Genomic DNA, 25,280 nt, shown 5'->3' with positions numbered 1-25,280 from the left:
TTCGTGGTAAGCCACGTCACCGCCCCGACCGCCGAGGTCCTCACGTCGTTGCCCGACTGGGTGACGCTGGTCCGCGCGCCCAACCCGGGTCCCATGACGCTCGACGGCACCAACACCTGGCTCCTGCGGGCGCCAGGTGGCGGCTGCGTCGTGGTCGACCCGGGCCCCCTGGATGAGGGCCACCTGCGGGCGGTCGCCGGGCACGCGCCGATTGCCGCCATCATCCTCACCCACAGTCATGAGGACCACACGGAAGGTGTGCCGCGTCTCGCTGAGCTCACCGGCGCGCCGGTGCACCAGCCGCCGGTACACGCGACGCTCGAGGTCGACGGGGTGCTGATCGAGCCGGTCATCACGCCCGGACACACCGCCGACTCGGTCTGCTTCGCCGCCAGGCACGGTGACCAGCGGCTGCTCCTGACCGGCGACACCATCCTCGGCCGCGGCACCACGATCGTCGCCTGGCCCGACGGCGACCTCGGCGACTACCTGGACAGCCTCGGCCGGCTTGCCGCGTTCGAGGGCGTGCCAGCCCTGCCGGGCCACGGCCCGGCGCTCACCGACACCGCCGTCGCCGCCCGCTTCTACCACCAGCACCGCCAGGCACGGCTGGAGCAGGTCCGCGAGGCGCTCGCCGCGGGCGCCGAGGAGCCGGCCGAGGTCGTGGCCCGGGTCTACGCCGACGTGGACCGCAGCCTGTGGGAAGCGGCCGAGTGGTCGGTGCGCGCACAACTTGCCTACCTGAGGCGGGAATCACAGCCACCCCCCTTAGGGTTGGACGCAACGTGACGTGTTCGGTGTGTGGGACCGTGGCCGTTCCCGGTGCGCGGTTCTGCCACCATTGCGGCTCGGCGCTGCCTGCCGCCGCCACCCTCCCGGCCGCCGAGCGGCGGATCGTGACGGTGCTGTTCGGCGACCTGTCCGACTTCACCGCCTGGTCGGAGGATCTCGACCCAGAACGCGTCGGCGCCGTCACCGACCGGGTGCTCGCCGCGCTGGCCGGCGCGGTCAAGACCTTCGGCGGCCACGTCGACAAGCTCACCGGCGACGGCATCATGGCCGTCTTCGGCGCCCCGGTCGCGCACGAGGACGACGCCGAGCGGGCAGTCCGCGCGGCGCTGTCCATGCAGCGGGCGGTGCGCCGGGTGCTCGACGACGAGCGCGGCGGCGGCGCCCCCCTCGGGCTGCGCATCGGACTCAACACCGGCACCGTCGTCGCGGGCGTCCAGGCCGGCATCGAATACACCGTCATCGGCGACACCGTGAACACCGCGGCCCGCCTCGCCGACGCCGCCGCGATCGGCGCGGTCTACGCGGGCGACCGCACCGCCGCCACCACCCGGCGGCTCGCCTCCTGGCGCGCGCTGCGGCCGCTGCGGCTCAAGGGCAAACGCCAGCCGGTCGAGGCGTACGAGCTGCTCGGCCTGCTCGACGCCCCCGGCACCCGCTCGGGCCTCGGCGACGAGGCACCGTTCGTCGGCCGCGAGGCGGAGCTGGGCCGCGTCTCCGGCCGGCTCGCCGAGATCGCCGACCGGCAGGAGACCCGCGTGCTGGTCTTCACCGGCGAGGCCGGGCTGGGCAAGTCCCGGCTCGCCGGCGAGATCGAGCGCTTCGCCGCCGGCTACCTCGGTGGCGCCGGCTACACGCCCAGCGCCGGGTTCGCCCCCGGCGGCGGCGCCCGGGTGCTGTCCGTGCACTGCGCCGCGTTCGGCGAGCGCCGCCGGCTGGCACCCCTCGCGGACCTGGTCCGCGCCGCGATCGGCCTGCCGCCGGACGCCACCAACCTCACCCGCGAGGCGGTCGAGGAGCGGCTGCGCCGCCTCGCCCAGCGGCTGGCCCGCGCCGCCCGTGGCCGGCCCGAGCCGCCCCGCTTCGCCACCGACCTGCTGCTGAGCCTGATCGGCTACTCCGGCTCGTCCGCCGAGGCGTCCTGGGTCGCGCCCGGCGCCAAGCCCGACGAGCTCGACCTGCACGCCGTGCCCAACGCGGTCGCGGAGCTGCTGTCCGGGATGGCGGCGGAGACGCCCCTCGTCGTCATCGTCGACGACCTGCACGACGCCACCGCCGAGACCGTCGACGCGCTCGGCGCCGCCATCGAGCGGATCACCGGCCCGGTGCTCATCGTGCTGCTCGGCCGGCCCGAGCTGGTCCGCTCCGCCGGTGTCCTGACCCGCGTCCCGGACGCCGAGCTGGTGCCGATCCCGCCGCTGCGCGGCGCCGACGCGGCGCGCCTGCTCACCGCGTACCTCGGCGGCGGGAGACTCGCGGCACCCGATGAGGACCGGTTGCTGGCCACCGCCCAGGGCAACCCGTTCTACCTCGCGGAGCTGGTCACGCTGCTGCAGGAGCGCGGCGCGCTGAGCACCGTGCCCGGCAGCGACCCCACCGGCTGGCGGCTGACGCCCGGGTCCCTCGGCGGCCGGCTGCTGTCGCGTGACCTCGCCGCGGTCCTCGCCGCCCGCATCGACGCCCTGCCCGCCGACACCCGCGCCGTGCTGCGTGACGCCGCGGTCATCGGCGACACCGTGCCGGGCCGGGCCCTCGAGGCGCTGCGGTTCAACCCGCCCGGCCAGTCGGCACGGCCCGCCGTCGTCGCCGCGGTCGAGCTGGAGCGCGCCGTGGAGGAGCTGCTCCAGCGGCGCATGCTGCGCCGCGCCCGCGGCGGGTTCGCGTTCGCCACGCCGCTGCTGCGCGAGGCCGCGTATGCCGGCATCGGCAAGGCCGACCTCGCCGAACGCCACGCGGCGCTGTCGCGCTGGGCCGCCGCGGCGATGGCCACGCACCAGGCCGCCGGCAACGTCGCCGGCACGGTCACCGGCCTCAACATGACCGCCGGCGCCGCCGACGCGTTCATCGCCGACCACGCCGAGCGGGCCTCCCGGCTCGCCGACGTCGTCGGCCTGCGCCCCGACTCCCTCGCCCGCTCCGCCGCGCCGCTCGGCGTGCAGGCGCTCGGCCGGGCCGCCCGCGAGGCGCTCTCGACCGGCGAGCCCGCCCAGGCCGCGCAGGCGGCCGAGCGGGCCGCGGCGCTCGGCGGCGGCGTCGTGCCACCCGGCGACCGGCTCGTCCACGCGCGGGCGCTGCTGCAGCTCGGACGGGTGCCCGAGGCCCTCGCCGGCGCCGAGAAGATCACCGCCAACGCACCGGACGACCCGGCGGTGCGGGTCGGCGCCCTCCTCGTCGCCGGCCGCGCCTACCGCGCCTCCGGCGACCAGCGCCGCAGCTACCAGACCCTGAGCGAGGCCCTGGACGCCGCGACCGAGGCCCGCCTCACCTATGAGCGTGGCGACGCCATGCGCCGGCTCGGCATGGCCGACTTCCTCGAAGGCCGCCTCGCCGAGGCCGGCGGGCGCTTCGCCGAGTCGTTCCAGATCGCGGTCAGCGCCGGCGACCGGCGGGCGCAGGCCTGGTCGCTGCAGCACCTGGCCTGGGTCACCACCACCCGCGGCGACTTCACCGGCGCCGACGCGGCCCTCGGCCGGGCGGCCCGCCGCTTCGCCGAGCTCGGCGACCCCGTCGGCCGGGCCTGGCTGCGCGGCACCACCGCCTTCGTCCGGCTCCTCGCCGGACGGCTCGGCGAGGCCAGGCGCCTGGCGAAGGCGTTCCTGCCCTTCGGCGAGCGGGTCGGCGACGCATGGGCCGTCGGCACGCTGCGCGCGGTCGAGGCGTTCGCGGCCGCGGAGAGCGGCGACCTGGCCGACGCGGACCGGGAGGCGCGCCGGGCGTACCGGGACTTCGCCGCCGCCGGTGACGACTGGGGTCGCGGCCTCGCGCTGGTGGTCCGCGGCGTCGTGGCCCGCGAGCTGGCCGAGCCCGCGCACGCCTACGACCTGCTCACCGACGCCACCGAGTACGGCGAGAAGACCGGCCATCCGCTGCTGATCGGCATGTCACGGACCATGCGCGGGTTCGTCAGCCTCGACCGCGGGGACGCCGACGCCGCCGAGGACGACGCCCGCGCGGTGCTGCAGGTCGTGGAGACCCACGACGTGCTCGAAGCGGCGAAGGTCGCGCCCCGGGTGCTGTTCGGCCTGGCCCGCCAGGCACAGGGCGACCTGGAGACGGCCCTGGAGATGCTCGGCTGCGTGGCCGCCGACCGTCCCGGCCCGTCGGTGATGTTCTCCCGCCGGCACGCGGTCGCCGCCTACGCGGGCGCGCTGCTCGCCGCGGGCCGGCACGTCGAGGCCCTCGACTGGGCCCGGCAGGCGCAGACGCTCGCCGGCGAGGACGTCCGCAGCCGGATCTACGCGGCCCGGATCCTCGCCGACGCCCTCGAGGCCAACGGCCAGTGCGACGAGGCCGCCGTCGTGACCGCGGCCCTGACGACGGCGGCCGCCACGCCCTGAGCTGCCGAGGGGCTCTCGCGCCGGATCTGATATGACCTGCCGTGAGGCTCGAAACAGCAGAAACAGCCGATGCGTGAAGGCGAATATCCGGCTGCTGTCGTACCGTCTTAGCCGTGACCGCAGCCGCACCCCTGCCGACGGTGCCCGGGATGACCGGGTTATCCGTCTTTGCGCGTGGCGGCTACGCGACGGTCTACCGGGCCACCCAGGAATCGGTCGGCCGGGAGGTCGCCGTCAAGGTCGAGAACCGGACCCTGGAGACCGACCGCGACCGCCGGCGGTTCCTGCGCGAGGCCCGCGCCGCCGGCCGGATGTCCAGCCACCCGCACGTCGTCGACCTGTTCGACGCGGGCGTGACCGAGCTCGGCCACCCGTATCTGATCATGGAGCTGTGCGACGGCTCCTACGCCGAGCGGATGAAGGACTCGCCGCTCACCGCGATCGAGGCCCGCGATGTCGGGTTCAAGATCGCCGACGCGCTCGCCGACGCCCACGCGCTCGGCGTGCTGCACCGCGACGTCAAGCCGGCCAACATCCTCTTCAGCCGGTTCGGTGAGCCGGCCCTGGCCGACTTCGGCCTGGCCATCCTCGCCGAGTGGCGCGACGAGTCGATGACCCTCGACACGCTCACCCCGGCCTACGCGCCGCCGGAGACGTTCCGGCAGTCACCGCCGGCCGCCGCCGCCGACGTGTACGCACTGTGCGCCACGCTGTACGCGCTGATGCGGGGGCGCCCGCCGCGCTGGCGGGACGACCAGGCGCCGAGCCTGCTGTCGCTGGTCGACATGTTCAACGAGCAGATCCCCGACCTGCCCGGCTGCCCCGAGAGTCTGATGGCGGTCCTGCGGGCCGGCATGGCCAACGAGGAGGCCGCCCGGCCGAGCGCGATCGAGCTGCGCGACCTGCTGATCGGCCTGCGGCTGGAGCCGTCGCCGCGGGTGACCGTGCCGCCGCTCGGCTCGCCGCCGGTCGAGCCGGTCTACACCTCGAAGGCACCACCGACCCCGCCCCCGCCGCCGGACCGGCTCCTGGAGTCCCCGTTCATGGTCGGCGAGGACCCCGATCGGACCGTGCAGCACGCGGCGGAGGCGCCGTGGCTGGGCGGCGGCCCGCCGCCGGTCGGACCCCCGGACGGGGTGGTCCTGGACACGCCGACGCCCCCGCCGGGCGCCCGCCGGTTCGTGCTGATCGTGGGCGCCGTGCTGCTGCTCGTGATGGCACTGGCGGGCGCCGGCATCGCGTACAACCTCAGCGGCGGCCCCGGACCCGGCCCCACGAAGTCGCCGGGACCGACCGGCTCCTCCACGCCGTCCCCGACCCGCACCGCCGGCGCGGTCGCGTGCCCGCCCGGCACGTCGAAGGCGGCCCGCTGCTCGCAGACGGTCGAGTGCTTCGACGCCGACCTCAAGGCGGTGGGCTGCGCCGCGGCGCACACGTGGGAGGTGTTCGCCTACGGTGACCTGGCCAAGGGCAGTCAGGTGAAGACCGCCAAGGACAGCCCGGTCGACGAGGTGTGCAGTTTCACGACGCTGCTGCTGGTGGACCTGCGGGCGGTGAACTGGAAGGTCGACGTCATCCTGCCGACGCTGTCAGAGCAGCAGGCCGGTCCCACGGTCTTCCGCTGCCTGGCCGGTAATCCGCCGAAGACGGTCACCGGCCAGCAGCTGCGCCGTCAGTAGGACTTCTCCTGGCCCATCAGGTGCTGGGCGACGAAGTTGAGGATCATCTCGCGCGACACCGGCGCGATCCGGCCGGCCCGGGTCGCGCCCAGCAGCGTCGCGACGCCGTACTCGGTGGTCATGCCGTTGCCGCCGTGCGCCTGGATCGCGGTGTCCACGGCGAGCGCCGACGCCTCCGCCGACGCGTACTTCGCCATGTTCGCGTTGACGCCCGCCTCCAGGTCCCGGCCGGCGTCGTAGAGCGCCGCCGCCTTCGCCACCATCAGCCGGGCCAGCTCGACCTGGATGTGCGCGTGCGCCATGGGGTGCGCGACGCCCTGGTGGCTGCCGATCGGCCGGCCCCACACGGAGCGGGTCGCGGTGTAGGTCGACGCGCGTTCGAGGGCATACCGGGCGGTCCCGCACGCCATGGCGGCGACCGTGATCCGCTCCGGGTTCAGGCCGGAGAACAGCGCGGGCAGGCCGGCCTCGGGGTCCTCGCCGATCAGGTCGGCGGCGGGTACGCGGACCTCGTCGAAGAAGAGCAGGAACTGGTTCTCCGGCGACACGATCTCCATGTCCAGTTTGGACAGTGTCAGCCCGGGCGCGTCGGTGGGCACCATGAACAGCGCCGGCTTCAGCTTGCCCGTGCGCTCGTCGGCCATCCGTGCCACCACGACGACCTGCGAACATTCGTCGACGCCGGAGATGTACACCTTGCGCCCGGTGATGACGTAGTCGTCGCCGTCCCGCCGGGCCACGGTGGACAGCTTGTGGAAGTTGGATCCGGCGTCGGGCTCGGTGATGGCGAAGCACACCTTGCGGGTGCCGTCGGCGAAGCCGGGCAGCCAGCGGGCCCGCTGCGCGGGCGTGCCGTGCCGGTTGACGATCGTCGCCGCGATGGCGGGCGACACGACCAGCAGCAGCAGCGGCGCGCCGGCCGCGGCCAGCTCCTCGCAGACGATGGCGAGCTCCGTGATGCCGCCACCGCCGCCGCCGAACTCCTCGGGCACGCTGACGCCGAGGTAGCCGAGCTTGGCCGCCTCGTCCCACAGCTCGTCGGAGTGCTCGCCGGCCTTCGCCTTGCGCACGAAGTACTCGTGCCCGTAGCGCTTGCCGAGCTTCGCCACCGCGTCGCGGAGGTCCTGCTGTTCCGATGTGTAGTCAAAGTCCATTGAGGGGTGGACCTTTCTCAAGCAGGCGTCAGCACCGCCAGCAGGGCTCCCGACTCGACCTGTGAGCCGGCCGTGACCCGCAGGTCGCTGATGACACCGTCGGTGGGTGCGTGGACGGGGTGTTCGAGCTTCATCGCCTCCACGGTCAGCAGCAGCTCGCCCGCGGCGACGCGCTGACCGGGCACGACCAGGACCCGCCCGACGGCGCCGGGCAGCGGCGCGACCAGGGAACCCTCGGGCTGCTCGGCGACCGGCAGCGGGTAGCGGGGCAGCTCGGTCAGGGTCACCGACCCCTCGGAACTGTCCACGTAGGACACCGGGCCGACCTCGTGCACGGCGAACTGCAGCCGGACCCCGGCGACGTCGAGCACGACGTGGTCGCCGGTGGCCGACAGGATCTCCGCCGGCGGGTGGTCGGGCGCGCCGGCCGGGTCGAGCGCGGCGCCGGGCAGGCCGATGTCCTCCGGGTCGACCCGGCGCACCGCCCAGGCCGCCAGGTCGTTGGAGCGGTCCAGCCGGTAACCGACCTCGATCGTGCCGGTCGGGCCCTCGTACACCACCGTCTGCAGCGCGCTGGGGACGTTTCGCCAGCCGGAGGGCAGACCGGGCAGGGTCGCCGTCTTGGCCCTGCGGGCGGCGCCGGACAGCGCGGCCGCCAGGCACGACAGGCGCACCGCGTCCACGGAGGACAGCAGCGGCGCGAACACCTCCGGGTGCCGGTCCAGGAAGCCGGTGTCGGTCCCGCCGGACAGGAACGCCGAGTGCCGCAGCACCCGCACCAGCAGGTCCCGGTTGGTGGTGACGCCGTGGAAGCGGGCCCGGGCCAGGGCGTTGGACAGCATCCTGGCCGCCTCGGCGCGGGTCGGCGCCCAGGCGATGAGCTTGGCGAGCATCGGGTCGTAGTGCACGCCGACGACGGAGCCGTCCACGACGCCGGAGTCCAGGCGCAGCCCGGGCGCGGGCAGCGGGCCGAACGCGTGCGCGACGCCCGGCACGTCGAAGCGGTGCAGCGTGCCGGTCGAGGGCATCCAGGCGTACGCGGGGTCCTCGGCGTACAGGCGGACCTCGATGGCGTGCCCGCGCAGCGGCGGCGGGCCGTTGAACGGCAGCGGACCGCCCTCGGCGACGACCAGCTGCAGCCGCACCAGGTCGACGCCGACCACGCACTCGGTGACCGGGTGCTCGACCTGCAGCCGGGTGTTCATCTCCAGGAAGAAGAACTCGCCCGACGGCGCGAGGAGGAACTCGACCGTGCCCGCGCCCACATAGGACACCGCGCGGGCCGCCGCGATCGCCGCCTGGCAGAGCCGGTCCCGCAGCTGCGGGTCGACCGCCGGCGACGGCGTCTCCTCGATGATCTTCTGGTGCCGGCGCTGGATCGAGCACTCCCGCTCGCCGAGCGTCACCACGTTGCCGTGCGAGTCGGCCATGATCTGGATCTCGACGTGGCGGGCCCGCTCGACGTACCGCTCGCAGAACACGGTCCCGTCGCCGAACGCCGACGCCGCCTCGCGCCGCGCGGCCGCGACAGCCTCGGCAAGGGACTCCCGGTCCCGCACGATGCGCATGCCCCGGCCGCCGCCACCGGCGGACGCCTTCACCAGCACCGGGAACGTGTCGACCTGCTCGGGCTCGACCGCGGTCGGCAGCATCGGCACGCCGACGTCGGCGAGCAGCGCCTTCGCCTCCAGCTTCGAGCCCATCATCGCGATCGCCTTCGGCGACGGCCCGACCCAGGTGAGCCCGGCATCGATCACGGCGCGCGCGAAGTCGGCGTTCTCCGACAGGAACCCGTAGCCCGGGTGCACCGCGTCCGCGCCGCACTTGCGGGCGGCCGCGATGAGCAGGTCGCCGCGCAGATACGTGGCGGTCGGCGCGTTGCCCGGCAGGTGCACGGCGTAGTCGGCCTCGGCGACGTGCGGCGCGTCGGCGTCGGAGTCGGAGTAGATGGCGACCGTCTCGACGCCCATCGCCCGGCAGGTGGCGAACACCCGCCTGGCGATCTCGCCCCGGTTGGCGACCAGGAGCCTTCTGATCACGTTCTCTCCTAGAGTCGGAAGACGCCGAAGCTGGTGTCCTGGGCGTTCTTCTGCACCAGCGCCAGGCACATGCCGAGCACGGTGCGGGTGTCGCGGGGGTCGATCACGCCGTCGTCGTAGAGGCGGCCGGACAGGAACAGCGCCGCCGACTCCTGCTCGACCTTGTGCTCGACCATGAACCGCATGGTGCGGTCCTGCTCCTCGTCGTAGACGTGCCCCTTGGCCTCCGCGGCCTGCCTGGCGACGATCGACAGGACCCCGGCCAGCTGCTGCGGCCCCATCACCGCCGACTTGGCGTTCGGCCACGTGAACAGGAAGCGCGGCTCGAAGGCGCGGCCGCACATGCCGTAGTTGCCGGCGCCGTAGGAGGCGCCGATGTTGACCGTCAGGTGCGGCACCTTCGAGTTCGCCACCGCGTTGATCATCAGCGCGCCGTGCTTGATGATGCCGCCCTGTTCGTATTCGCTGCCGACCATGTACCCGGTCGTGTTCTGCAGGAAGAGCAGCGGCGTGCCGGCGGCGTTGGCGAGCTGGATGAACTGGGCCGCCTTCTGCGCCTCCGCGGAGAACAGCACGCCGCGGGTGTTGGCGAGCACCCCGATGCGGTGGCCGTGGATGGCGCCCCAGCCGGTGCACAGCGCCTGGCCGTAGGCGGGCTTGAACTCGTCGAACTCGCTGCTGTCCAGGATTCTCGCGAGGATCTCGCGGGGGTCGAACGGGACCCGCAGGTCGGCTGACGGGATTCCCAACAGGTCGTCGGGGTCGTACTTGGGCTCCGGACCGTAGGTCTTCGCCAGGCCTTTTCCGAAATTCCGGACACAGCCGCGAGCGAGCCTCAGCGCGTCACGCTCGTCCTCGGCGATGTAGTCGGCGAGGCCGGAGCGGGTGGCGTGCATCGCCGCGCCGCCCAGGGTCTCGTCGTCGACGGTCTCGCCGGTGGCCATCTTCACCAGCGGCGGGCCCGCGAGGAACACCTTGGCCCGGTCCCGCACGAAGATCGTGTAGTCCGACATGCCCGGCACGTACGCGCCGCCGGCCGTCGCGTTGCCGAAGACCACCGCGATCGTCGGGATGCTCGCGGCCGACAGCCGGGTCAGGTCGCGGAACGCCGCCCCACCGGGGATGAAGATCTCCGCCTGCTGCGGCAGGTCCGCGCCGCCCGACTCGACCAGGTTGATCATCGGCAGCCGGTTCTCGCGGGCGATCTGGCCGGCCCGCTGGGTCTTCTTCAGCGAGAACGGGTTGACCGCGCCGCCGCGGACCGTCGGGTCGTTCGCCACGATCACGCACGGCTGGCCCTCGACGATGCCGATGCCGGTGACGACGCTCGCGCCGACCGGGTAGTCGGTGCCCCACGCGGCGACCGGGCAGATCTCCAGGAACGGCGAGTCCCGGTCGACCAGCAGCTCGATCCGCTCGCGGGGCAGCAGCTTGCCGCGGGCGTGATGGCGGGTCACGTACTTCTCGCCCCCGCCGCCGCGCGCCTGTCGCAGCGCCGATTCCAGCTCGGTCAGCCGCTCCAGCATCGCCTCCCGGTTGTCCAGGTAGACGGCCCCGCGCGGGTCGAGGGCACTGTTCAGGATCGGCATGCCTCAGACCCCCAACTGCTTCGCGATGATCTCGTTCATGATCTCCGTGGTCCCGCCGCCGATGCCCATGATCCGAGCGTCCCGGTAATGGCGCTCGACCTCGGCGTCGCGCAGATACCCGAGGCCACCGTGCAACTGCACGGCCTGGTCGACGACGTGGTCGCAGGCCGCGACCGCCGTGTTCTTCGCCATCGCCACCTCCGTAACGAGTCGCTCGCCGCTTGCGACACGCAGCGCGGTGTGTCGCACGTACGTGCGGGCGACGTCGACCTGCCGGGCCATCTCGGCGAGCCGGTGCTTGACGACCTGCCGGCTCGCCAGGGGGCGGCCGAACGTGTGCCGGTCTCGCACCCATGCCAGGGTCAGGTCCAGGCAGCGCTGCGCGGTGGCGTAGCACTGCACCGCGAGGGAGATCCGCTCGGCGGCGAAGTGCCGCATCAGCTCCGCGAAGCCGCCCACGTCGTGGCCGCGCGGCACCCGCACGTCCACAAAGGACAGCTCGGCGGTGTCGGAGCAGTGCCAGCCCATCTTCTCCAGGGTGCGGGTGACGGTGAAGCCCTGATCCACCACCAGGAGCCGGACCCCGTCCTCTGTGCGCACGGCGGTCGTGGCGAAATCGGCCCGTGCGCCGCTGGTGATGAAGAGTTTGGTTCCGTTCACGGTGTACTGGTCACCGTCGGCCTTCGCGGTGGTGCGGATGCCCGCGACGTCGGATCCGCCGTCGGGCTCGGTGATCGCCAGGCAGCCGATCAGCTCGCCGCGCAGGGTCGGCCGCACGAACCGGTCGATCAGGTCCCGGTCGCCGCTGCCGACGATGTGCGGTAGCGCGATGCCGTGCGTGAACAGCGCCGCGATCAGCCCGGACGAACCACCCGACTGGATGATCTCCTCGGTGACCACGATCGAGTCGAGCAGGTCGCCGCCCTCGCCGCCGACCTCCTCCGGGAAGCCGATGCCGAGCAGTCCGACCTCGGCCGCCTTGCGGTGCAGGCTTCTCGGGACCTCGCCTGCCCGCTCCCATTCGTCGAGGTGCGGCACGATCTCCCTGCGGGTGAAATTTCGCACCAGGTCCCGCAGTTCGGGCTTCGCGAACAGGTCGGTCATGGCAGCAACTCGTCGGGGATGTCGACGACCCTGGAGCGCAGCCACTCGCCGAGCGCCTTGCCCTGCGGGTCGAAGCGGGTGCTGGCCGCGACGCCGTCGCCGAGGATGCCGCGCACCACGAAGTTGAGCGCGCGCAGGTTGGGCAGCTCGTACCGCTCCACGGTCTTGACCTCCGGCAGCAGGTCCTTCAGGAGGTCCTCGGTGAGCGTGTCTCTCAGCCAGGCGTACGCCTCGTCGCTGCGGGCCCACACGCCGATGTTCGCGTCGCCGCCCTTGTCGCCCGACCGCGCTCCGAACAGGGTCCCCAGTGGCACTCTCATCGGACCTCCACCTCCGTGCCGTCGGGGAGGACGGCGACCTGGTGGACGGCGCCGCGCGGGACGAACTCGGCCCGGAAGATCCCGAACGGCGTGGCGTCGCCGGGAGGGCTCGTCAGTGTGAGGCCGGGATAGGAGGCGAGGGCCAGCTCGACCGCGGCCTGCGAGAACGCGCGACCGGCGGCCTGCTGATCGGTGCTCTTGATGTGCACCGCGAGCAGTGCGCTGGCCCGCTGCTCGTCGTCGGCGTCCGGGTGGTCGGTCCGGGCGAGGATGAACTCCATCTCGTGGCGCAGCCTGCCGCGCAGCTGCCGCTCGACGAGTGCCGCCTTCTCCTCGATCTGGAGTCCACACAGGACGAACGTCATGCTGTTGCGGAAGCCGGCGAACGCCGGGGTGCCGACCTTCAGCGTGTCCGGTGGCGGGCTGCCCTTGACGCCCCGCACCTCGACCCGGTCCTCGTCCTGCCGGGTGAGCCGGATCGTGTCGAAGTGCGCGGTGACGTCGGGACCGAGGTATTCGGGGGCGCCGATCTCGTACAGCAGCTGCGCCGTGACCGTGTCGACGGTGACGGCGCCGCCCGTGCCGGGATGCTTGGTGATGACGGACGTGCCGTCCTCGTGCAGCTCGGCGATCGGGAAACCGGGGTGCTCCAGATCGGCCAGCTCGGTGAAGAACGCGTAGTTGCCACCGGTCGCCTGCGCGCCGCACTCCAGGATGTGCCCGGCCACGGTGGCGCCGGCGAGCGCGTCGAGGTCCTCCGCTTTCCAGCCGAAGTGGGCGATGCCGGGGCCGACGACCAGCGAGGCGTCGGTGACCCGCCCGGTGACGACGACGTCCGCGCCGGCCTTGAGGCACTCCGCGATGCCGAGTGCGCCGATGTACGCGTTCGGGTCGCTTGCCGCGACGTGGCCTACCTGCACATCGATCCCCAGCCTCGCCGCGAGCGCCTCGATCGCCCGCCTGAGGCCCGCCGGGTTGAGGCCGCCCGCGTTGGTGACGATCTTCGTGTTGTGGTCGAGCGCCGTGCCCAGGGTGTGTTCGAGCTGGCGCAGGAACGTCTTGGCGTAACCCGTGTCCGGGTCCTTCATCCGGTCCTTGGCCAGGATCAGCATGGTCAGCTCGGCGAGGTAGTCGCCGGTCAGCACGTCGAGCGGACCGCCGTCGAGCATCTCCTGCCAGGCGGTCGCGCGGTCGCCGTAGAACCCCGAGGCGTTGCCGATGCGGATCACTGCGCTTTCGCCTTCGTCGGCTCCCGCTTTTCACCGGGCGGGCCGGCGAACGCCTGGGCCAGCGTCATCCACTCGCGGGCGTCGTCGCCGGTGGCCTGCAGCCCGAGGTCGGCCGGGTGGCGGCGCTGGGTGACGAGCAGGCAGAAGTCTTCGACCGGGCCGACGACCCGGTTCGGCGCGTCCTCGGGGCCGAACGTCCACACCGCACCGTCCACCGTGGACAGCTCCACCCGGAACGGCGCCGCCGGAGGGTTCTTTCCGTGGCTGAGGAAGCTGTGCCCGATCGTGCGGAAGCCGAGGTTGGCCACGTGCCGCAGGCGGTCCGTGGGCCGGCGGTGCTCCTGCGCGGCCGCCCGCTCCGGGAACGTCTCGGCCACGTCCTGGCCGTGCGCCCACGTCTCCATCATCCGGCCCGTCGCGCTGGACAGCGGCGACATGGCGGTGCCGAACCACGGCAGCTTCTCGTCCTTCGGTCTGTCGCTCAGCGCCTTGGCCAGGGCGGCCCGGCCGTCGCGCCAGCGGCGCAGCAGCTCCCGCGGCGGGGCGATGGTGTCCGCGGCCGCGCGGTCCACCATCGTGTACGGATCCTCGATCGCGCTCATCTGCTGGATGAACGCCGCCGGGTCGGTCGCGGCCAGCGTCGCCACCCCGTCAGTCCAGTGCAGGTGGGCGATCTGGTGCGCGACGGTCCATCCGGCGGCCGGGGTGGGCCGGCTCCAGTCTTTCTCGTCGAGGGCCGACACGAGCCGGTCCAGCGACTCGGACTCTTCGTTGAGGTCGGCGAGCACCTCGGACAACGTCACCATCTCAGGTCCCCAGGATCGTCGTGAGCTGCAGCTTCCACGCCGCGAGCAGCAGGCCGCGGCGGTGGCTGTCGTCGGTGAGCAGGTTGGCCACGCCGAGCCCGCGCAGCAGGTCCAGGGTGGCCTGGACCGCCTCGCGGACGCCCGGCCGGCGCTCGTCGGCGTCGAGCACCTCGACCGTCAGGCGGTGCATCTCCCGGCCGACCCTCGCCTCGAGCGGGACGAGGGCGTCGCGCAGCTCGGGGTCGGTGCGGGCGGCGACCCACACCTCCAGGGCGGCGACGAACAGCGGCCCGGTGAACGCGGTCGCGAGCATGTCGAGGACCTTGTCGAGCCGCTCATCGCGGTCGCCGGTGAGCTCGGCGGCCTCCTTGCGGATCTCCTCGGCGCGCCGCTCGGCCAGGTGCGTGACGGCGGCGAGCACCAGGGCGGCGCGGGTGGGGTAGTGGTGCAACTGGGCGCCGCGGGAGACGCCGGCGCGCTCGGCGATGACCGTGGTCGTCGCGCCCGACCAGCCGTGCAGGACCAGGCAGTCGACGGTCGCCTCCAGCAGGCGCTGCTGGGTGGCGCGGCTGCGTTCCTGCTGCGGAGCCCTCACCCCTTAGAGAGTGCTGCTCCAAAAACAAACAGTCAAGCCTGACTTTTTTTGTGGCAGACAAAAAGGCACGCGGCGGGCGTGCCTTTTTGGGGTGTCTGTTGCAGCTCAGACGCGGGCGCGGCGGGCCAGTCGCTCCGGGTCCATGATGATCACGCTCTTGCCGTCCAACCGCAGCCAGCCCCGGGAGGCGAAGTCGGCGAGGGCCTTGTTGACCGTCTCGCGGGAGGCGCCGACGAGCTGCGCCATCTCCTCCTGGGTCAGGTCGTGGTTGACCCGCAGGACGCCACCGTCACGGGTGCCGAAGCGGCCCGCCATCTGCAGCAGCGTCTTGGCCACCCGGCCGGGCACGTCGGTGAAGATCAGGTCGGCGAGCGCGTCGTTGGTGCGGCGCAGCCTCCTCGCCAGAACCCGCAGCAGCTGCTCCGCGATCTCCGGCCGGTTGGTCAGCCACGGCCGCAGCGCCTGCTTGCGCAGCCGGGCCAGCCGCGTGTCCAGCACCGCCGTGGCGGTCGCAGTGCGCGGACCCGGGTCGAACAGGGACAGCTCACCGACCATGTCGCTCGGGCCCATCACGGCGATCAGGTTCTGCCGGCCGTCGGCGGCCCGCCGACCAACCTTGATCTTGCCGGACAGCACGATGTACAGACTGTCGCCCGGCTCGCCCTCGCTGAACACGATCTCGCCCTTGCGGACGTCGATCGTCTCCATCTCCTTGGCGAGGGATTCGGCAGCCTCGGGCTCGACACCCTGGAATATGCCGCTGCGCGCCAGTACCTCGTCCATCGCGTCCACCTCGAATCCGTCGGCGTCTCACTCGCCATGAGCAATCACGCGAACGTCAGTTTATGCACACGGGGTCGTGTCCCGGGCGTCGGGCAGGATGCTCACGATACATGCCGACCTGCGGCGCGGCGCCGGTCAACGGTACTCGTAACGCATTGGAACCAGACCATCACGAGGTCGCGTGGGTGCGATATGTTCGCCGCGGGGCGACTCGACCCCACAGCTGAAAGACCGGTGGGGTGGGAAGCGCATGACGGTGTACGGCGGACCGCCGAGCGACCCGTCCCGTTGGCCGGACGATCGCGATCAGCCTCCACACGATCAACCGCCTGCTCCGGGGCCGGGTTACGGCCCGGGAGGCGCCGATCCTCGCGGTTCCGGCGGCCCTGACCCCCGCGGTCCTGGCGCCGATCCTCGCGGTCCTGGCGCTGATCCTCGCGGTCCCGGCCGCCGGGGTGAGCAGCCACCTGGCGATGCGGCGTGGGCACCGGCGTGGGGTGACGGCCGCGGCCAGGAGCCCGGCACGGCGGCGTGGGGTGCCGAGCCCGGCGCCGCGGCCTGGGGTGGCGACGGCCGGGGTGCCGATCCCGCCACGGCCGCCTGGAGCGGCGACGACCGGCGTCCCGAGCCGGGGCCACCGGCCGCCTGGGGCGCCGACGACCGGCGTCCTGAGCCGGGTCCGCCCGCCGCTTGGAGCGCCGACGAGCGGCGTCCTGAGCCCGGGCCACCGGCCGCCTGGGGCGCCGACGCCCGGCCCGGTGATCCTCGCGGTGCCGAGCTGCGTGGTGGCGACTTCCGCGCGGGGCAGCCTTCCGGCGATGTCCACGGCGGTCAGCAGCCCGGCCGCAGCGGGTGGGCGCCCGAGGACACCCGCGGCGCCCAGCCGGCGCGGGGCAGCGCCTCGCCGACCGGCTCGCTGTTCGACCCGGCCACGCCGCGCGCGGCGGGCACGAGGGCGGGCCACCGGCCCGGGGCGCGGCCTCGTTCGATCCCGGTCACCAGGCCCGCGGGAGCGCCTCGCCGACGGGCTCGCTGTTCGACGCCGGGGCGCAGGGCACCGGCCAGGTCCGCGGCAGCGCGAGGCCCACCGGCGGCACGTATGGTGCCGCGGCTGTGCCCGGTGCGGGCCCTGAGCCGACCGGCCCGATCCGCGACACCGGCCCCCAGGCGACGGGGACGTTCCGCGACGCCCAATCCCCGGCGACGGGGACCTTCCGCGACGCCCAACCCCCCGCGGCGGGGACCTTCCGCGACGGTCAGCCCACGGGGACGTTCCGGGACGGCGCGCCGCCCGCGACGGGCACGTTCCGCGACGGTCAGCCCACGGGGACGTTCCGGGACGCTCAGCCGCCGGCGACAGGCACGTTCCGCGACGCTCAGGCCACGGGGACGTTCCGCGATGGCCAGCCCACGGGGACCTTCCGGGACGGCGCGCCGCCCGCGACCGGGACGTTCCGCGACGGTTCGCCGGCCGGCGGCTCGATGTTCGCGGCCGGTGGGCCCCCCAGCGGTCCCGCTTATGGCGAGGGACCGGCGTACGGCGAAGGGCCCAGCTACGGCGACGGACCGGCCGGTGCGGCGTTCGGCGCCGGGCAGGCCACCGGGCCCGTCTACGGCGCGCAGGCCACCGGGCCCGTCTACGGAGCCACGCGGGCACCGGACCCGGGGGCGACCCGGGGACCGGAGGACCTGTTCGCGGCGCAGGCGTATCAGCCCGAGGAGCGGGCGGGGCGGCGCAAGCTGCCGCTGCCCGGACAGACGCCGCCGCCGAAGAGCGGCGGTGGGCGCCGCACGGCGATCATCCTGGGCGCGATCGCGGCGCTGGTGATCGGGGCCGGCACGGCGGGGGCGGCGACGTTCCTCGGCGGCGACGACCCGGGGCCGGGCACGAGCCAGCCACCGGTGGCGCAGCAGGGCAGCGATGCGGCCACGCCGGGCGCCACGTCCGCGCCCGCGGCGCCGGGACCGGCCGACGGCGTCACGATGACCGCGACCGGGGACATCGTGATGGGCATGGCGCCGGGCGGGCTGCCGCCGAACAACGGCAAGGGGTTCTTCGACCCGGTCAAGGACTTCCTCACCGCCGACTTCCAGATGGGCAACCTGGAGCAGGTGCTGACCGACGACACCGGCGTCGGCAAGTGCTCCGCGGAGTCGGCCGGCAAGACGTGCTTCGCGTTCCGGACGCCACCGGGGTACGTGAGCAACCTCAAGGACGCCGGGTTCCACATGATGACCATGGCGAACAATCACGCGTACGACTTCGGCGAGGTCGGCTACAAGAACTCGCAGAAGGCCCTCGACGGGGCCGGGATCAAGTACACCGGCTGGCCCGGGATGATCTCGGTCGGCGAGGCCAAGGGCGTGAAGATCGCGGTCGTGGGGTTCGCCTCGTACAAGTGGTCCAACCTGTGCAGCGACCTCGACGCGGCGGAGACCATCATCAAGGAGGCCGCGACCAAGGCCGACCTGGTCGTGGTGCAGGTGCACCAGGGCGCCGAGGGCTCCGACAAGACGCACACCAAGCCGGGCACGGAGTTCTTCCTCGGGGAGAACCGGTGCGACACGATCGCGTTCGCGCACAAGGTGATCGACGCCGGCGCGGATCTGGTCGTCGGGCACGGGCCGCACGTGATGCGGGCGATGGAGTTCTACAAGGGCCGGCTGGTCGCCTACAGCCTCGGCAACTTCGCCGGGTACAAGGCGCTCAGCTACAACGGCACGGTCGGCATCGGCGGCGTGCTCAAGGTGACGCTCGGCGGGGACGGCAGCTTCAAGAGCGGCTCGCTGACCGCGACGTACATGGTGGCGCCGGGCCTGCCGAAGCCCGACCCGAAGAAACAGGCGATCCCGTTCGTGTCCAACCTGACGAAACAGGACTTCCCGACCACCGGGGCGAAGATCGCAGCCGACGGGACCATCACCGCACCGGCGGGCGGCTGATCCGTCCCCGCGGGGCGGCGACGTAAAGTCGGAGCGTGACAGAGACTGCGCTGGGGTTGAAGCGGCGTGCCCGCCGGATGGGGCGGGCACTCGCGACGATCCATCCGGACGCGCACTGCGAGCTGGATTTCGGCACCCCGTTGGAGCTCGCCGTCGCCACGATCCTGTCCGCGCAGACCACCGACGTGCGGGTCAACCAGGTGACCCCGAAGCTGTTCGCGCGCTACCCGGACGCCGCCGCCTACGCGGCCGCGGACCGGATGGAGCTGCAGGACCTGCTCCAGCCGCTGGGGTTCTTCCGGAACAAGACCGACTCGCTGATAAAGCTGGGCCAGGCGCTGATCGAGCGGCATGACGGCGAGGTGCCGGGCACGCTCGACGAGCTCATCGGGCTGCCCGGGATCGGGCGCAAGACCGCCAATGTGATCCTCGGCAACGCGTTCGGCGTGCCGGGCATCACCGTCGACACGCACTTCCAGCGGCTCACCCAGCGCTGGCACTGGACCACCGAGACCGACCCGGTGAAGATCGAGTTCGCGGTCGGGGCGCTGATCGAGCGGCGCGACTGGACCATGCTGTCCCATCGCGTGATCTTCCACGGGCGCCGGGTCTGCCATGCCCGCAAACCGGCGTGCGGTGCGTGCACGTTGCGGCGTGACTGCCCGTCGTACGGGATAGGCCCGACCGACCTCGAGACCGCGATCGGGCTGCTGAAGGGCCCGCGGGTCGCGGAGCTGACCGAGCTGGCACTGGCCTCATGAGACGCGTCCTCGCCGGAGCGCTGGCCGCAGCGCTGCTCGCAGTCTCAGGCTGTACCGCAGACCCGCCGAAGACCGACGATGCCGACGCGGCACCGACCGGCCCGCCGTGCCTGCAGGCCGTCTCGCCAGGACCGTCGGCGGCCCCGGTCGCCGGCGGCAAGCCGCTGCCCGCGATGGCGGTGAAGTGCTTCGACGGCGGCCGGTATGTCGACGCCGCGCTGCTCGGCAGCGTCCCGACGATCCTGAACCTGTGGGGGTCCTACTGCGAGCCGTGCCGCACCGAACTGCCCGCGTTCCAGCGGTTCGTGACCGCGGCCGGCGGCAAGGTCAGGGTGATCGGCGTCGTCGTCAAGGACTCTCCTGCCGCCGCGCAGTCGGTGATCGACGACAAGCAGTTGACGTTTCCGATGCTGGAGGACCGCGACCAGCAGTTCGGGATCGCGTTGAGCCAGGTCGTGGGCAAACCCGTCGCCAACGCACTGCCGGCCACACTGTTCATCGCACCCGGAGGGCGCATCGTCTACACGTACCAGGGCGAAGCCCTCGACGAGGAGAAGATCCGAGCGCTCACGGCCGGCCATCTAGGAATCGAGGTGCCTGCGTGAGCGACCTTCCGGACTGGTTCGAGCCGCTGCTGACCCGGCTCGGCGACTCCGAGGCGGGCGACTTCACGCGCCTGCCGACCCCGGACGGCGAGGGGCAGCGGCAGAGCGCGGTGCTGGTCCTGTTCGGCGAGCAGCCGGACAGCGGCCCCGACATCCTGGTGCTCCAGCGCGCCGCCACGATGCGCAACCACGCGGGCCAGCCGGCGTTTCCCGGCGGGGCGGTCGACCCGACCGACATCGACACGGTCGCGTGCGCGCTGCGCGAGGCCGAGGAGGAGGTCGGGCTCGACCCGGCCACCGTCGAGGTCGTCGCGACCCTGCCGACCCTGTGGATCCCGGTGAGTAACTTCCTGGTCACGCCGGTGGTCGCGTGGTGGCGTTCGCCGCACCCCGTCGGGCCCGCCGACCCGGCCGAGGTGGCCCGGGTCGAGCGCCTGCCGATCCGGGATCTGGTCGACCCCGCAAACCGTCTGCGGGTGCGTCATCCGAGCGGTTGGATCGGTCCGGCGTTTCGGATACACGACATGTTGGTGTGGGGCTTCACCGCCGGCGTGGTCTCTACGCTGCTGGAACTCGGCGGATGGGCGGTCGAGTGGCCGACAGACCGGGTTGAGGAACTGCCGACACCTGGTGCCGCCCCCGTACGCTGAATGCGTGTCTGGCAGCGTGATCGATATCGTCCTAGTGCTCCTCGTGGTGATGTTCGCCGTCAACGGCTATCGCCAGGGGTTCCTCGTTGGTCTGCTGTCATTCGCCGGGTTCTTCGGCGGTGCGCTCCTAGGCCTGCAGATCGGGCCGCTCATAGCGGACCAGTTCGATGACGACCCGATCCGGGTCGTCATCTCGTTGGCGGCGGTCTTCGGCCTCGCGGTCGCCGGCCAGGCCCTCGCCAGCTTCGTCGGCAACCGGCTGCGCAGCGCGATCGTCAACCGCACCGCGCAGGGCGTGGACAACGCCGGCGGCTCGGTCGTCTCCGTCGTCGCCGTGCTGGTCGTGGTCTGGCTGGTCGCCGCGCCGCTGAGCCAGTCGTCGCTGCCGTGGCTGGCCAGTTCGGTGAGCAACTCCTTCATCCTCAACGGCGTCGACAAGCTCATGCCGCGGCAGGCCGACCAGCTCTCCGCCGCGCTGCGTGACACCGTCGACACGCGCGGCTTCCCCGATGTGTTCGACGGACTGTCGCCGACCCGCGTGCGCGAGGTCGAGGCGCCCGACCCGAAGCTCGCCGGCTCGGAGCTGGTGAAGAAGTCCGAGCGTTCCGTCGTCAAGGTCCGCGGCATCGCGCAGAGCTGCTCGCGGCGCATCGAGGGCTCCGGTTTCGTGTACGCCACCGACCGCGTCATGACCAACGCGCATGTGGTCGCCGGCACCAAGTCGACCACCGTCGAGGTCAACGGCTCGCAGAAGAAGGCCGTCGTCGTGGCGTACGACCCCGACCGCGACCTCGCCGTCCTCTACGTCAAGGGGCTCAACGCGCCGGTCATGCCGTTCGCGACGAAGAAGGCCGAGACCAACGCCGACGCCATCGTGATCGGGTATCCGCTGGACGGGCCGTACAACGCGCAGTCCGCCCGCATCCGCGAGCACCGCAACATCACCGGCCCCGACATCTACGAGGACGGCAAGGTCACCCGCGAGATCTACACGATCCGGGCGCTGGTGCGCAGTGGCAACTCCGGCGGACCGCTCGTGGCCACCGACGGCACCGTGCTCGGTGTCATCTTCGCCGCCGCCGCGGACGATCAGAACACCGGCTTCGCCATCACCGCCGACGAGGCGTCAGTCGTCGCCGAGGCGGGCAAGACGCACAACGAACCCACCGGCACGGGGAAGTGCGCCTGACGTGTTCTAGAAGCGATCGGGGCGCCTGGTCCGGTGGTGGGCCAGGATTCCGGCGGCGCCGACGACCAGGATCAGCAGCGTCGCCACGAGACCGATGGTGACGCTGTAGCCGACCGGCTCGGCGGCCGGCGACTGCCGGGCACCGGCCAGGCCTGCGTCCTCGGCGGCCGGCAGCGGGGCGGCGACACCCTGATCGCTGGGGGTCGCCGAGGCCGGCGTCTCGGCGGTGGCCTGCGCCGGCTTCCCGGACTCCGCCTTCGGCGCGGCGACCGTCAACGGGTTCGCGGCGACCTCCTCCACCGGTTCGCGCAGCGCTGACAGGGGGTCGACCTCGCCGTATCCGAACTCGTCGTCCCGCCCCTCCGGCCCCAGATCCTTCGCCGTGCCGATCAACCGGTTGATCACGTTCGCGGCGCTCATCGTCGGGTACTTCGACCGGATCAGTGACGCCGTCGCGGCGACCAGCGGTGCGGCGAAGCTGGTGCCCTGCACCTGCCAGTATCCGCCGCCCGGCCGCGCGCCGGTGAGATTGTCGGCCGGTGCGGTCAGCACCGTCTCCGGCCCCGTCAACGACCCGGCCCACAACCCGTCGTCCCCGCCGCCCTGCCCGCCCACCGCGGACGGGCTGGTCGTCGGCATGGCACTCGGCGGCGCACCCCCGGTCAACCCGGCGACCGCGACGACCCCCGGCTCCCGGGCCGGATACCACACCTCATGGATCGACGGGTCCGTCGCCACGTTGCCGGTGCACGCCACGACGACGACGTCGCGGGCCGCCGCATACCGCAGCGCCTCCGCGATCGCGTCGCTGCGCAACGCCCCACCCAGCGACAGGTTCAGCACCGTCGCCCCGTGATCGACCGCCCACCGCATCCCTTTGGCGATCACGGCGGGGTCGTCGTACTTGTTCAGCTTGTCCAGCACCCGCACCGGCAGGATCTTCGCCCCCGGCGCGATCCCGGCGACGCCGGTGTTGTCGTCGGCCCGTCCCGCGATCAACCCCGCGACCGTCGTGCCGTGCCCGACCGGATCGACCCGACCGTCACCGCCGTCGACGAGGTCCACGCCCGGCAGCACCTGCCCCGCGAGATCGGGATGCCCGGCGTCCACCCCGCTGTCGAGCACCGCGACGATCACCCCATTGCCTGTCGACACCTTCCAGGCGTCCTTGGCGTCGAGCGCGTTGAGCTGCCACTGCGCCGACCTGGTCTGATCGGCGGCGGCCGGCTGCGCCACGACCACGCACGCCAGCAGCGCGAAGGCCGCCGTAACGAGGCCACGGGCGGCGGCACGGGAGAGGGAGACAGGTGCGATGGCACCCATTCTGGACCGTGTTGGTGGGGTCTGTCAGCCTCCCGCCCCACCCCCACGCGATTCTTAACCAGCAGCTAAAGTGCCCTCCGCCCAGCACCGTGACCGCCGACCAACTCCCGTCGATCGAGTGACCACTCCGTCTCGGAGCGTTGACACGAAGCCGTCCCATGGCCGCATCGATCATGGGCGGTTGTTCGAAGTCGTCCCGTGGTCGTCCGGGCGACCGGTACGCGACTTCGATCACGGGCACGTCGGATGCGACAACCGGCGCGGTTCCGGCCGCGGTGCTCGTGGCGGGAATCCGTGGGGCAGCGTAGATCGGCGCCGTTCCTTGGTCGTCCGCACGACCGGCGCGCGACTTCGATCACGGCCGCGTCGGGTGCGACAACCCAGCGACCACCCGGCGACCACCCGGCGGCGGTGCTCGTGCCGAGAGTCCACGGCGGTAAGTGCAGGTCGGCGTGAATCGGGATGCGGCTCCGCAGTGTCTTCCCGCATGATCGGCGATACCGTGCCGCGGCGGTCGGGCGGTGCATTGCTCCGCGTGCACAAATGCCACCGCTCTTGATCCACGGCGCGTTCTGGTCGGGCGGGCGGCCGGAACCGTCCTTCGATCACGGCGCCGGTAGCCGGTGCCGAAGTGGGGCGTCAGGTGAGCAGGCCGTACAGGCCCAGGACGGCGCAGGCGAGCGGGACGACCGAGACCAGGCAGAGGACGTCTTCTGGTCGGGCGGACGACCGGAACCGTCCTTCGATCACGGCGCTGGCAGGCGGTGCCGAAGCAGGGCGTCAGGTGAGCAGGCCGTACAGGCCCAGAACGGCGCAGGCGAGCGGGACGACCGAGACCAGGCAGAGGACGTCGAGGATGTCGGCGGTGCGGCCGGCGTACGGCGACAGCGGGCGCAACGCCGCTCTGGCGCCGGTCAGGGCGGTGGCCCCCGCGGCCGCCGCGATCAGCGAGGCCAGCACGGCTGTGGGCGGGGCGGACAGGGCGAGGGTCGTCAGTGCGCAGGTGCCGACGGCGAGCAATGGCAGGCGGTGGCGGACCGTGACGAACATGCGGGCGCGCAGGAGCAGGGCCACGCCCGAGACCGCGACCAGGGCCAACCCGGACACGTCGCGGGAGAGGGTCAGGACGGCGGCCGACGCGGTGGTGGCGAGGGCGCAGCCCAGCAGCAGGCCGGTGAGCATCTCGTCGGTGCGGGCGACGGCGGCGAAGACGTGGGCGCGGTCCGGGGGAGTGCCGAGGCCGGCGCCGGTCGCGGTGAGGTCGCCGGGGAGGGCGACGACGGGCATGGGCAGCTTGCCGAGGCGGATGGCGAGCAGCGGGGTGCCGGCCACGCCGGCGACGAGGGTGGCGAGGAGGACGGCGGCGGCCGCGGCGGGGCGCAGTTGCACGGCGAGGAAGGCGCCGGTGACGCCGAGCAGGGCGGCGGTGGCGCCGGCGACGAAGAGCCGGAGCAGGTGTGCGACGCCGGCGCCGGCGAGGAGGGACGCGACGAGCAGGGCGGTCGAGGCCAGGAGGGTCCGGCCGGCGGCGTCGGCGAGCGGCGGGGCGCTGAGCCAGCCGAAGGCGGCCGCGAACGGCAGGCCGTAGGCGGCGAGGGTCGCGCCGGTGAGCGCGTCGCCGTAGGCACGGGAGGCGAGCGTGCCGGTGAGGATCAGGATCAGGGCGGCGACCGCGGCCAGCAGCGGCAGGTCGCCGCGGACGGTGGCGGTGAGGGCCGCGGCCAGGCCGGCGCCGGCGGCGGTGAGGAGGCGGCGCGGGTCGCCGGAGGGCTCCAGGCGACGCCCTGGCGGCGGGCGCCGGCGGCGATCGCGTCGACCACGTCGTCGAACTCCAGCTCGGGCCAGCTCGAACGGGCCGGGACCAGGTGCAGGACGGCGCCGTCGCGGACCTCCTGGCCGGCAAGGCCGGTCGTGGTGGACAGCGTGGTGCCGTCGCCGCGGCGCAGGAGCCAGCCGCCGTGGCGCTCCCCGTCGTCGGCGAGCCCGACGCCCGCGTGCTGGAGCAGATCGGGCAGGAGCTCGGCCAGGGGCACGGCGTCGGGCAGCGCGACGTCGACCCGCCGCTGGGGCGAGCTGATCGTCACGCGGGCCAGGCCGGGCGAGGCTGCGGGCATGGGTTAGAGGTACCACGGTCGATGGACGGGTGTCGTCCCGCCATCGCGAAT

16 protein-coding genes and 2 pseudogenes are annotated in these 25,280 nt (G+C 73.0%); 8 read left to right on the top strand and 10 right to left on the bottom strand.

Annotated features, from left to right (window positions below):
* Positions 1-3 precede the first annotated feature (3 nt).
* From OHA72_RS05075 to OHA72_RS05065, 3 genes are all read left to right on the top strand, one after another.
* Positions 4-789: an MBL fold metallo-hydrolase gene (locus OHA72_RS05075; RefSeq protein WP_327006680.1), complete on the top strand. Its 786-nt coding sequence runs from the start codon at positions 4-6 to the stop codon at positions 787-789.
* Positions 786-4,346: an adenylate/guanylate cyclase domain-containing protein gene (locus OHA72_RS05070; protein WP_327006679.1), complete on the top strand. Its 3,561-nt coding sequence runs from the start codon at positions 786-788 to the stop codon at positions 4,344-4,346. Before OHA72_RS05075 ends, OHA72_RS05070 begins: the two co-directional genes overlap by 4 nt.
* A 149-nt stretch (positions 4,347-4,495) precedes the next feature.
* Positions 4,496-6,025, top strand: coding sequence for a serine/threonine-protein kinase (locus OHA72_RS05065; protein ID WP_327006678.1), 1,530 nt, complete (start codon positions 4,496-4,498; stop codon positions 6,023-6,025).
* Here the strand turns inward: OHA72_RS05065 and OHA72_RS05060 are convergent.
* The 8 genes and pseudogenes from OHA72_RS05060 to OHA72_RS05025 all read right to left on the bottom strand — a co-directional run bounded on the left by OHA72_RS05060 (position 6,019) and on the right by OHA72_RS05025 (position 15,644).
* Positions 6,019-7,179 carry an acyl-CoA dehydrogenase family protein gene (locus OHA72_RS05060; protein ID WP_327006677.1) on the bottom strand — a complete coding sequence of 387 codons (1,161 nt, stop codon included), beginning with the start codon at positions 7,177-7,179 and terminating at the stop codon, positions 6,019-6,021. The genes OHA72_RS05065 and OHA72_RS05060 overlap by 7 nt on opposite strands.
* Before the next feature lie 17 nt (positions 7,180-7,196).
* The gene (locus OHA72_RS05055) at positions 7,197-9,218 is read right to left on the bottom strand and encodes an ATP-binding protein (protein WP_327006676.1); all 2,022 of its coding nucleotides are present in this window, start codon (positions 9,216-9,218) and stop codon (positions 7,197-7,199) included.
* An 8-nt stretch (positions 9,219-9,226) separates the two neighbouring features.
* On the bottom strand, positions 9,227-10,807 hold the full coding sequence (locus OHA72_RS05050) for an acyl-CoA carboxylase subunit beta (protein WP_327006675.1): 1,581 nt from the start codon (positions 10,805-10,807) through the stop codon (positions 9,227-9,229).
* Between the two features lie 3 nt (positions 10,808-10,810).
* The gene (locus OHA72_RS05045; RefSeq protein WP_327006674.1) at positions 10,811-11,911 is read right to left on the bottom strand and encodes an acyl-CoA dehydrogenase family protein; all 1,101 of its coding nucleotides are present in this window, start codon (positions 11,909-11,911) and stop codon (positions 10,811-10,813) included.
* A pseudogene (locus OHA72_RS05040) lies at positions 11,908-13,460 on the bottom strand (acyclic terpene utilization AtuA family protein). The gene OHA72_RS05045 and the pseudogene OHA72_RS05040 overlap by 4 nt, the downstream one beginning before the upstream one ends.
* Positions 13,457-14,266, bottom strand: a complete 810-nt coding sequence (locus OHA72_RS05035) for a TIGR03084 family metal-binding protein (RefSeq protein WP_327006673.1) — start codon at positions 14,264-14,266, stop codon at positions 13,457-13,459. Before OHA72_RS05035 ends, OHA72_RS05040 begins: the two are co-directional and overlap by 4 nt.
* A gap of 1 nt (position 14,267) precedes the next feature.
* Positions 14,268-14,861 carry a TetR/AcrR family transcriptional regulator gene (locus tag OHA72_RS05030; protein ID WP_327006672.1) on the bottom strand — a complete coding sequence of 198 codons (594 nt, stop codon included), beginning with the start codon at positions 14,859-14,861 and terminating at the stop codon, positions 14,268-14,270.
* 105 nt (positions 14,862-14,966) lie between these two features.
* Positions 14,967-15,644, bottom strand: a complete 678-nt coding sequence (locus tag OHA72_RS05025; RefSeq protein WP_033363643.1) for a Crp/Fnr family transcriptional regulator — start codon at positions 15,642-15,644, stop codon at positions 14,967-14,969.
* A 1,746-nt stretch (positions 15,645-17,390) separates the two neighbouring features.
* On the opposite strand from OHA72_RS05025, the gene OHA72_RS64530 reads away from it, so the two are divergent.
* From OHA72_RS64530 to OHA72_RS05000, 5 genes are all read left to right on the top strand, one after another.
* The gene (locus OHA72_RS64530; protein ID WP_442788697.1) at positions 17,391-18,587 is read left to right on the top strand and encodes a CapA family protein; all 1,197 of its coding nucleotides are present in this window, start codon (positions 17,391-17,393) and stop codon (positions 18,585-18,587) included.
* Between the two features lie 77 nt (positions 18,588-18,664).
* A complete protein-coding gene (gene nth / locus OHA72_RS05015) occupies positions 18,665-19,348 on the top strand; it encodes an endonuclease III (RefSeq protein WP_327011469.1) in 684 nt (227 codons plus the stop codon).
* Entirely contained in the window at positions 19,345-19,953 is a 609-nt protein-coding gene (locus OHA72_RS05010) for a TlpA family protein disulfide reductase (RefSeq protein ID WP_327006670.1), read from the top strand. Before nth ends, OHA72_RS05010 begins: the two co-directional genes overlap by 4 nt.
* Complete coding sequence (locus OHA72_RS05005; protein ID WP_327006669.1) at positions 19,950-20,603, top strand: NUDIX hydrolase; 654 nt, start codon at positions 19,950-19,952, stop codon at positions 20,601-20,603. The genes OHA72_RS05010 and OHA72_RS05005 overlap by 4 nt, the downstream gene beginning before the upstream one ends.
* A gap of 49 nt (positions 20,604-20,652) precedes the next feature.
* A complete protein-coding gene (locus OHA72_RS05000) occupies positions 20,653-21,792 on the top strand; it encodes a MarP family serine protease (protein ID WP_327011468.1) in 1,140 nt (379 codons plus the stop codon).
* A 6-nt stretch (positions 21,793-21,798) separates the two neighbouring features.
* On the opposite strand, the gene OHA72_RS04995 is transcribed toward OHA72_RS05000, so the two are convergent.
* Together OHA72_RS04995 and eccD are read right to left on the bottom strand one after the other, a co-directional pair.
* Positions 21,799-23,115 carry a S8 family serine peptidase gene (locus OHA72_RS04995; RefSeq protein WP_327006668.1) on the bottom strand — a complete coding sequence of 439 codons (1,317 nt, stop codon included), beginning with the start codon at positions 23,113-23,115 and terminating at the stop codon, positions 21,799-21,801.
* A 780-nt stretch (positions 23,116-23,895) separates the two neighbouring features.
* Positions 23,896-25,229 (bottom strand): annotated as a pseudogene (eccD, locus tag OHA72_RS04990) (type VII secretion integral membrane protein EccD).
* Positions 25,230-25,280: the final 51 nt, after the last annotated feature.

This window comes from Dactylosporangium sp. NBC_01737, from assembly GCF_035963215.1.
Taxonomy (GTDB): domain Bacteria; phylum Actinomycetota; class Actinomycetes; order Mycobacteriales; family Micromonosporaceae; genus Dactylosporangium.
Note: the sequence above shows the minus strand (reverse complement) of the source record. Positions and strands in the feature narration are given on the sequence as shown.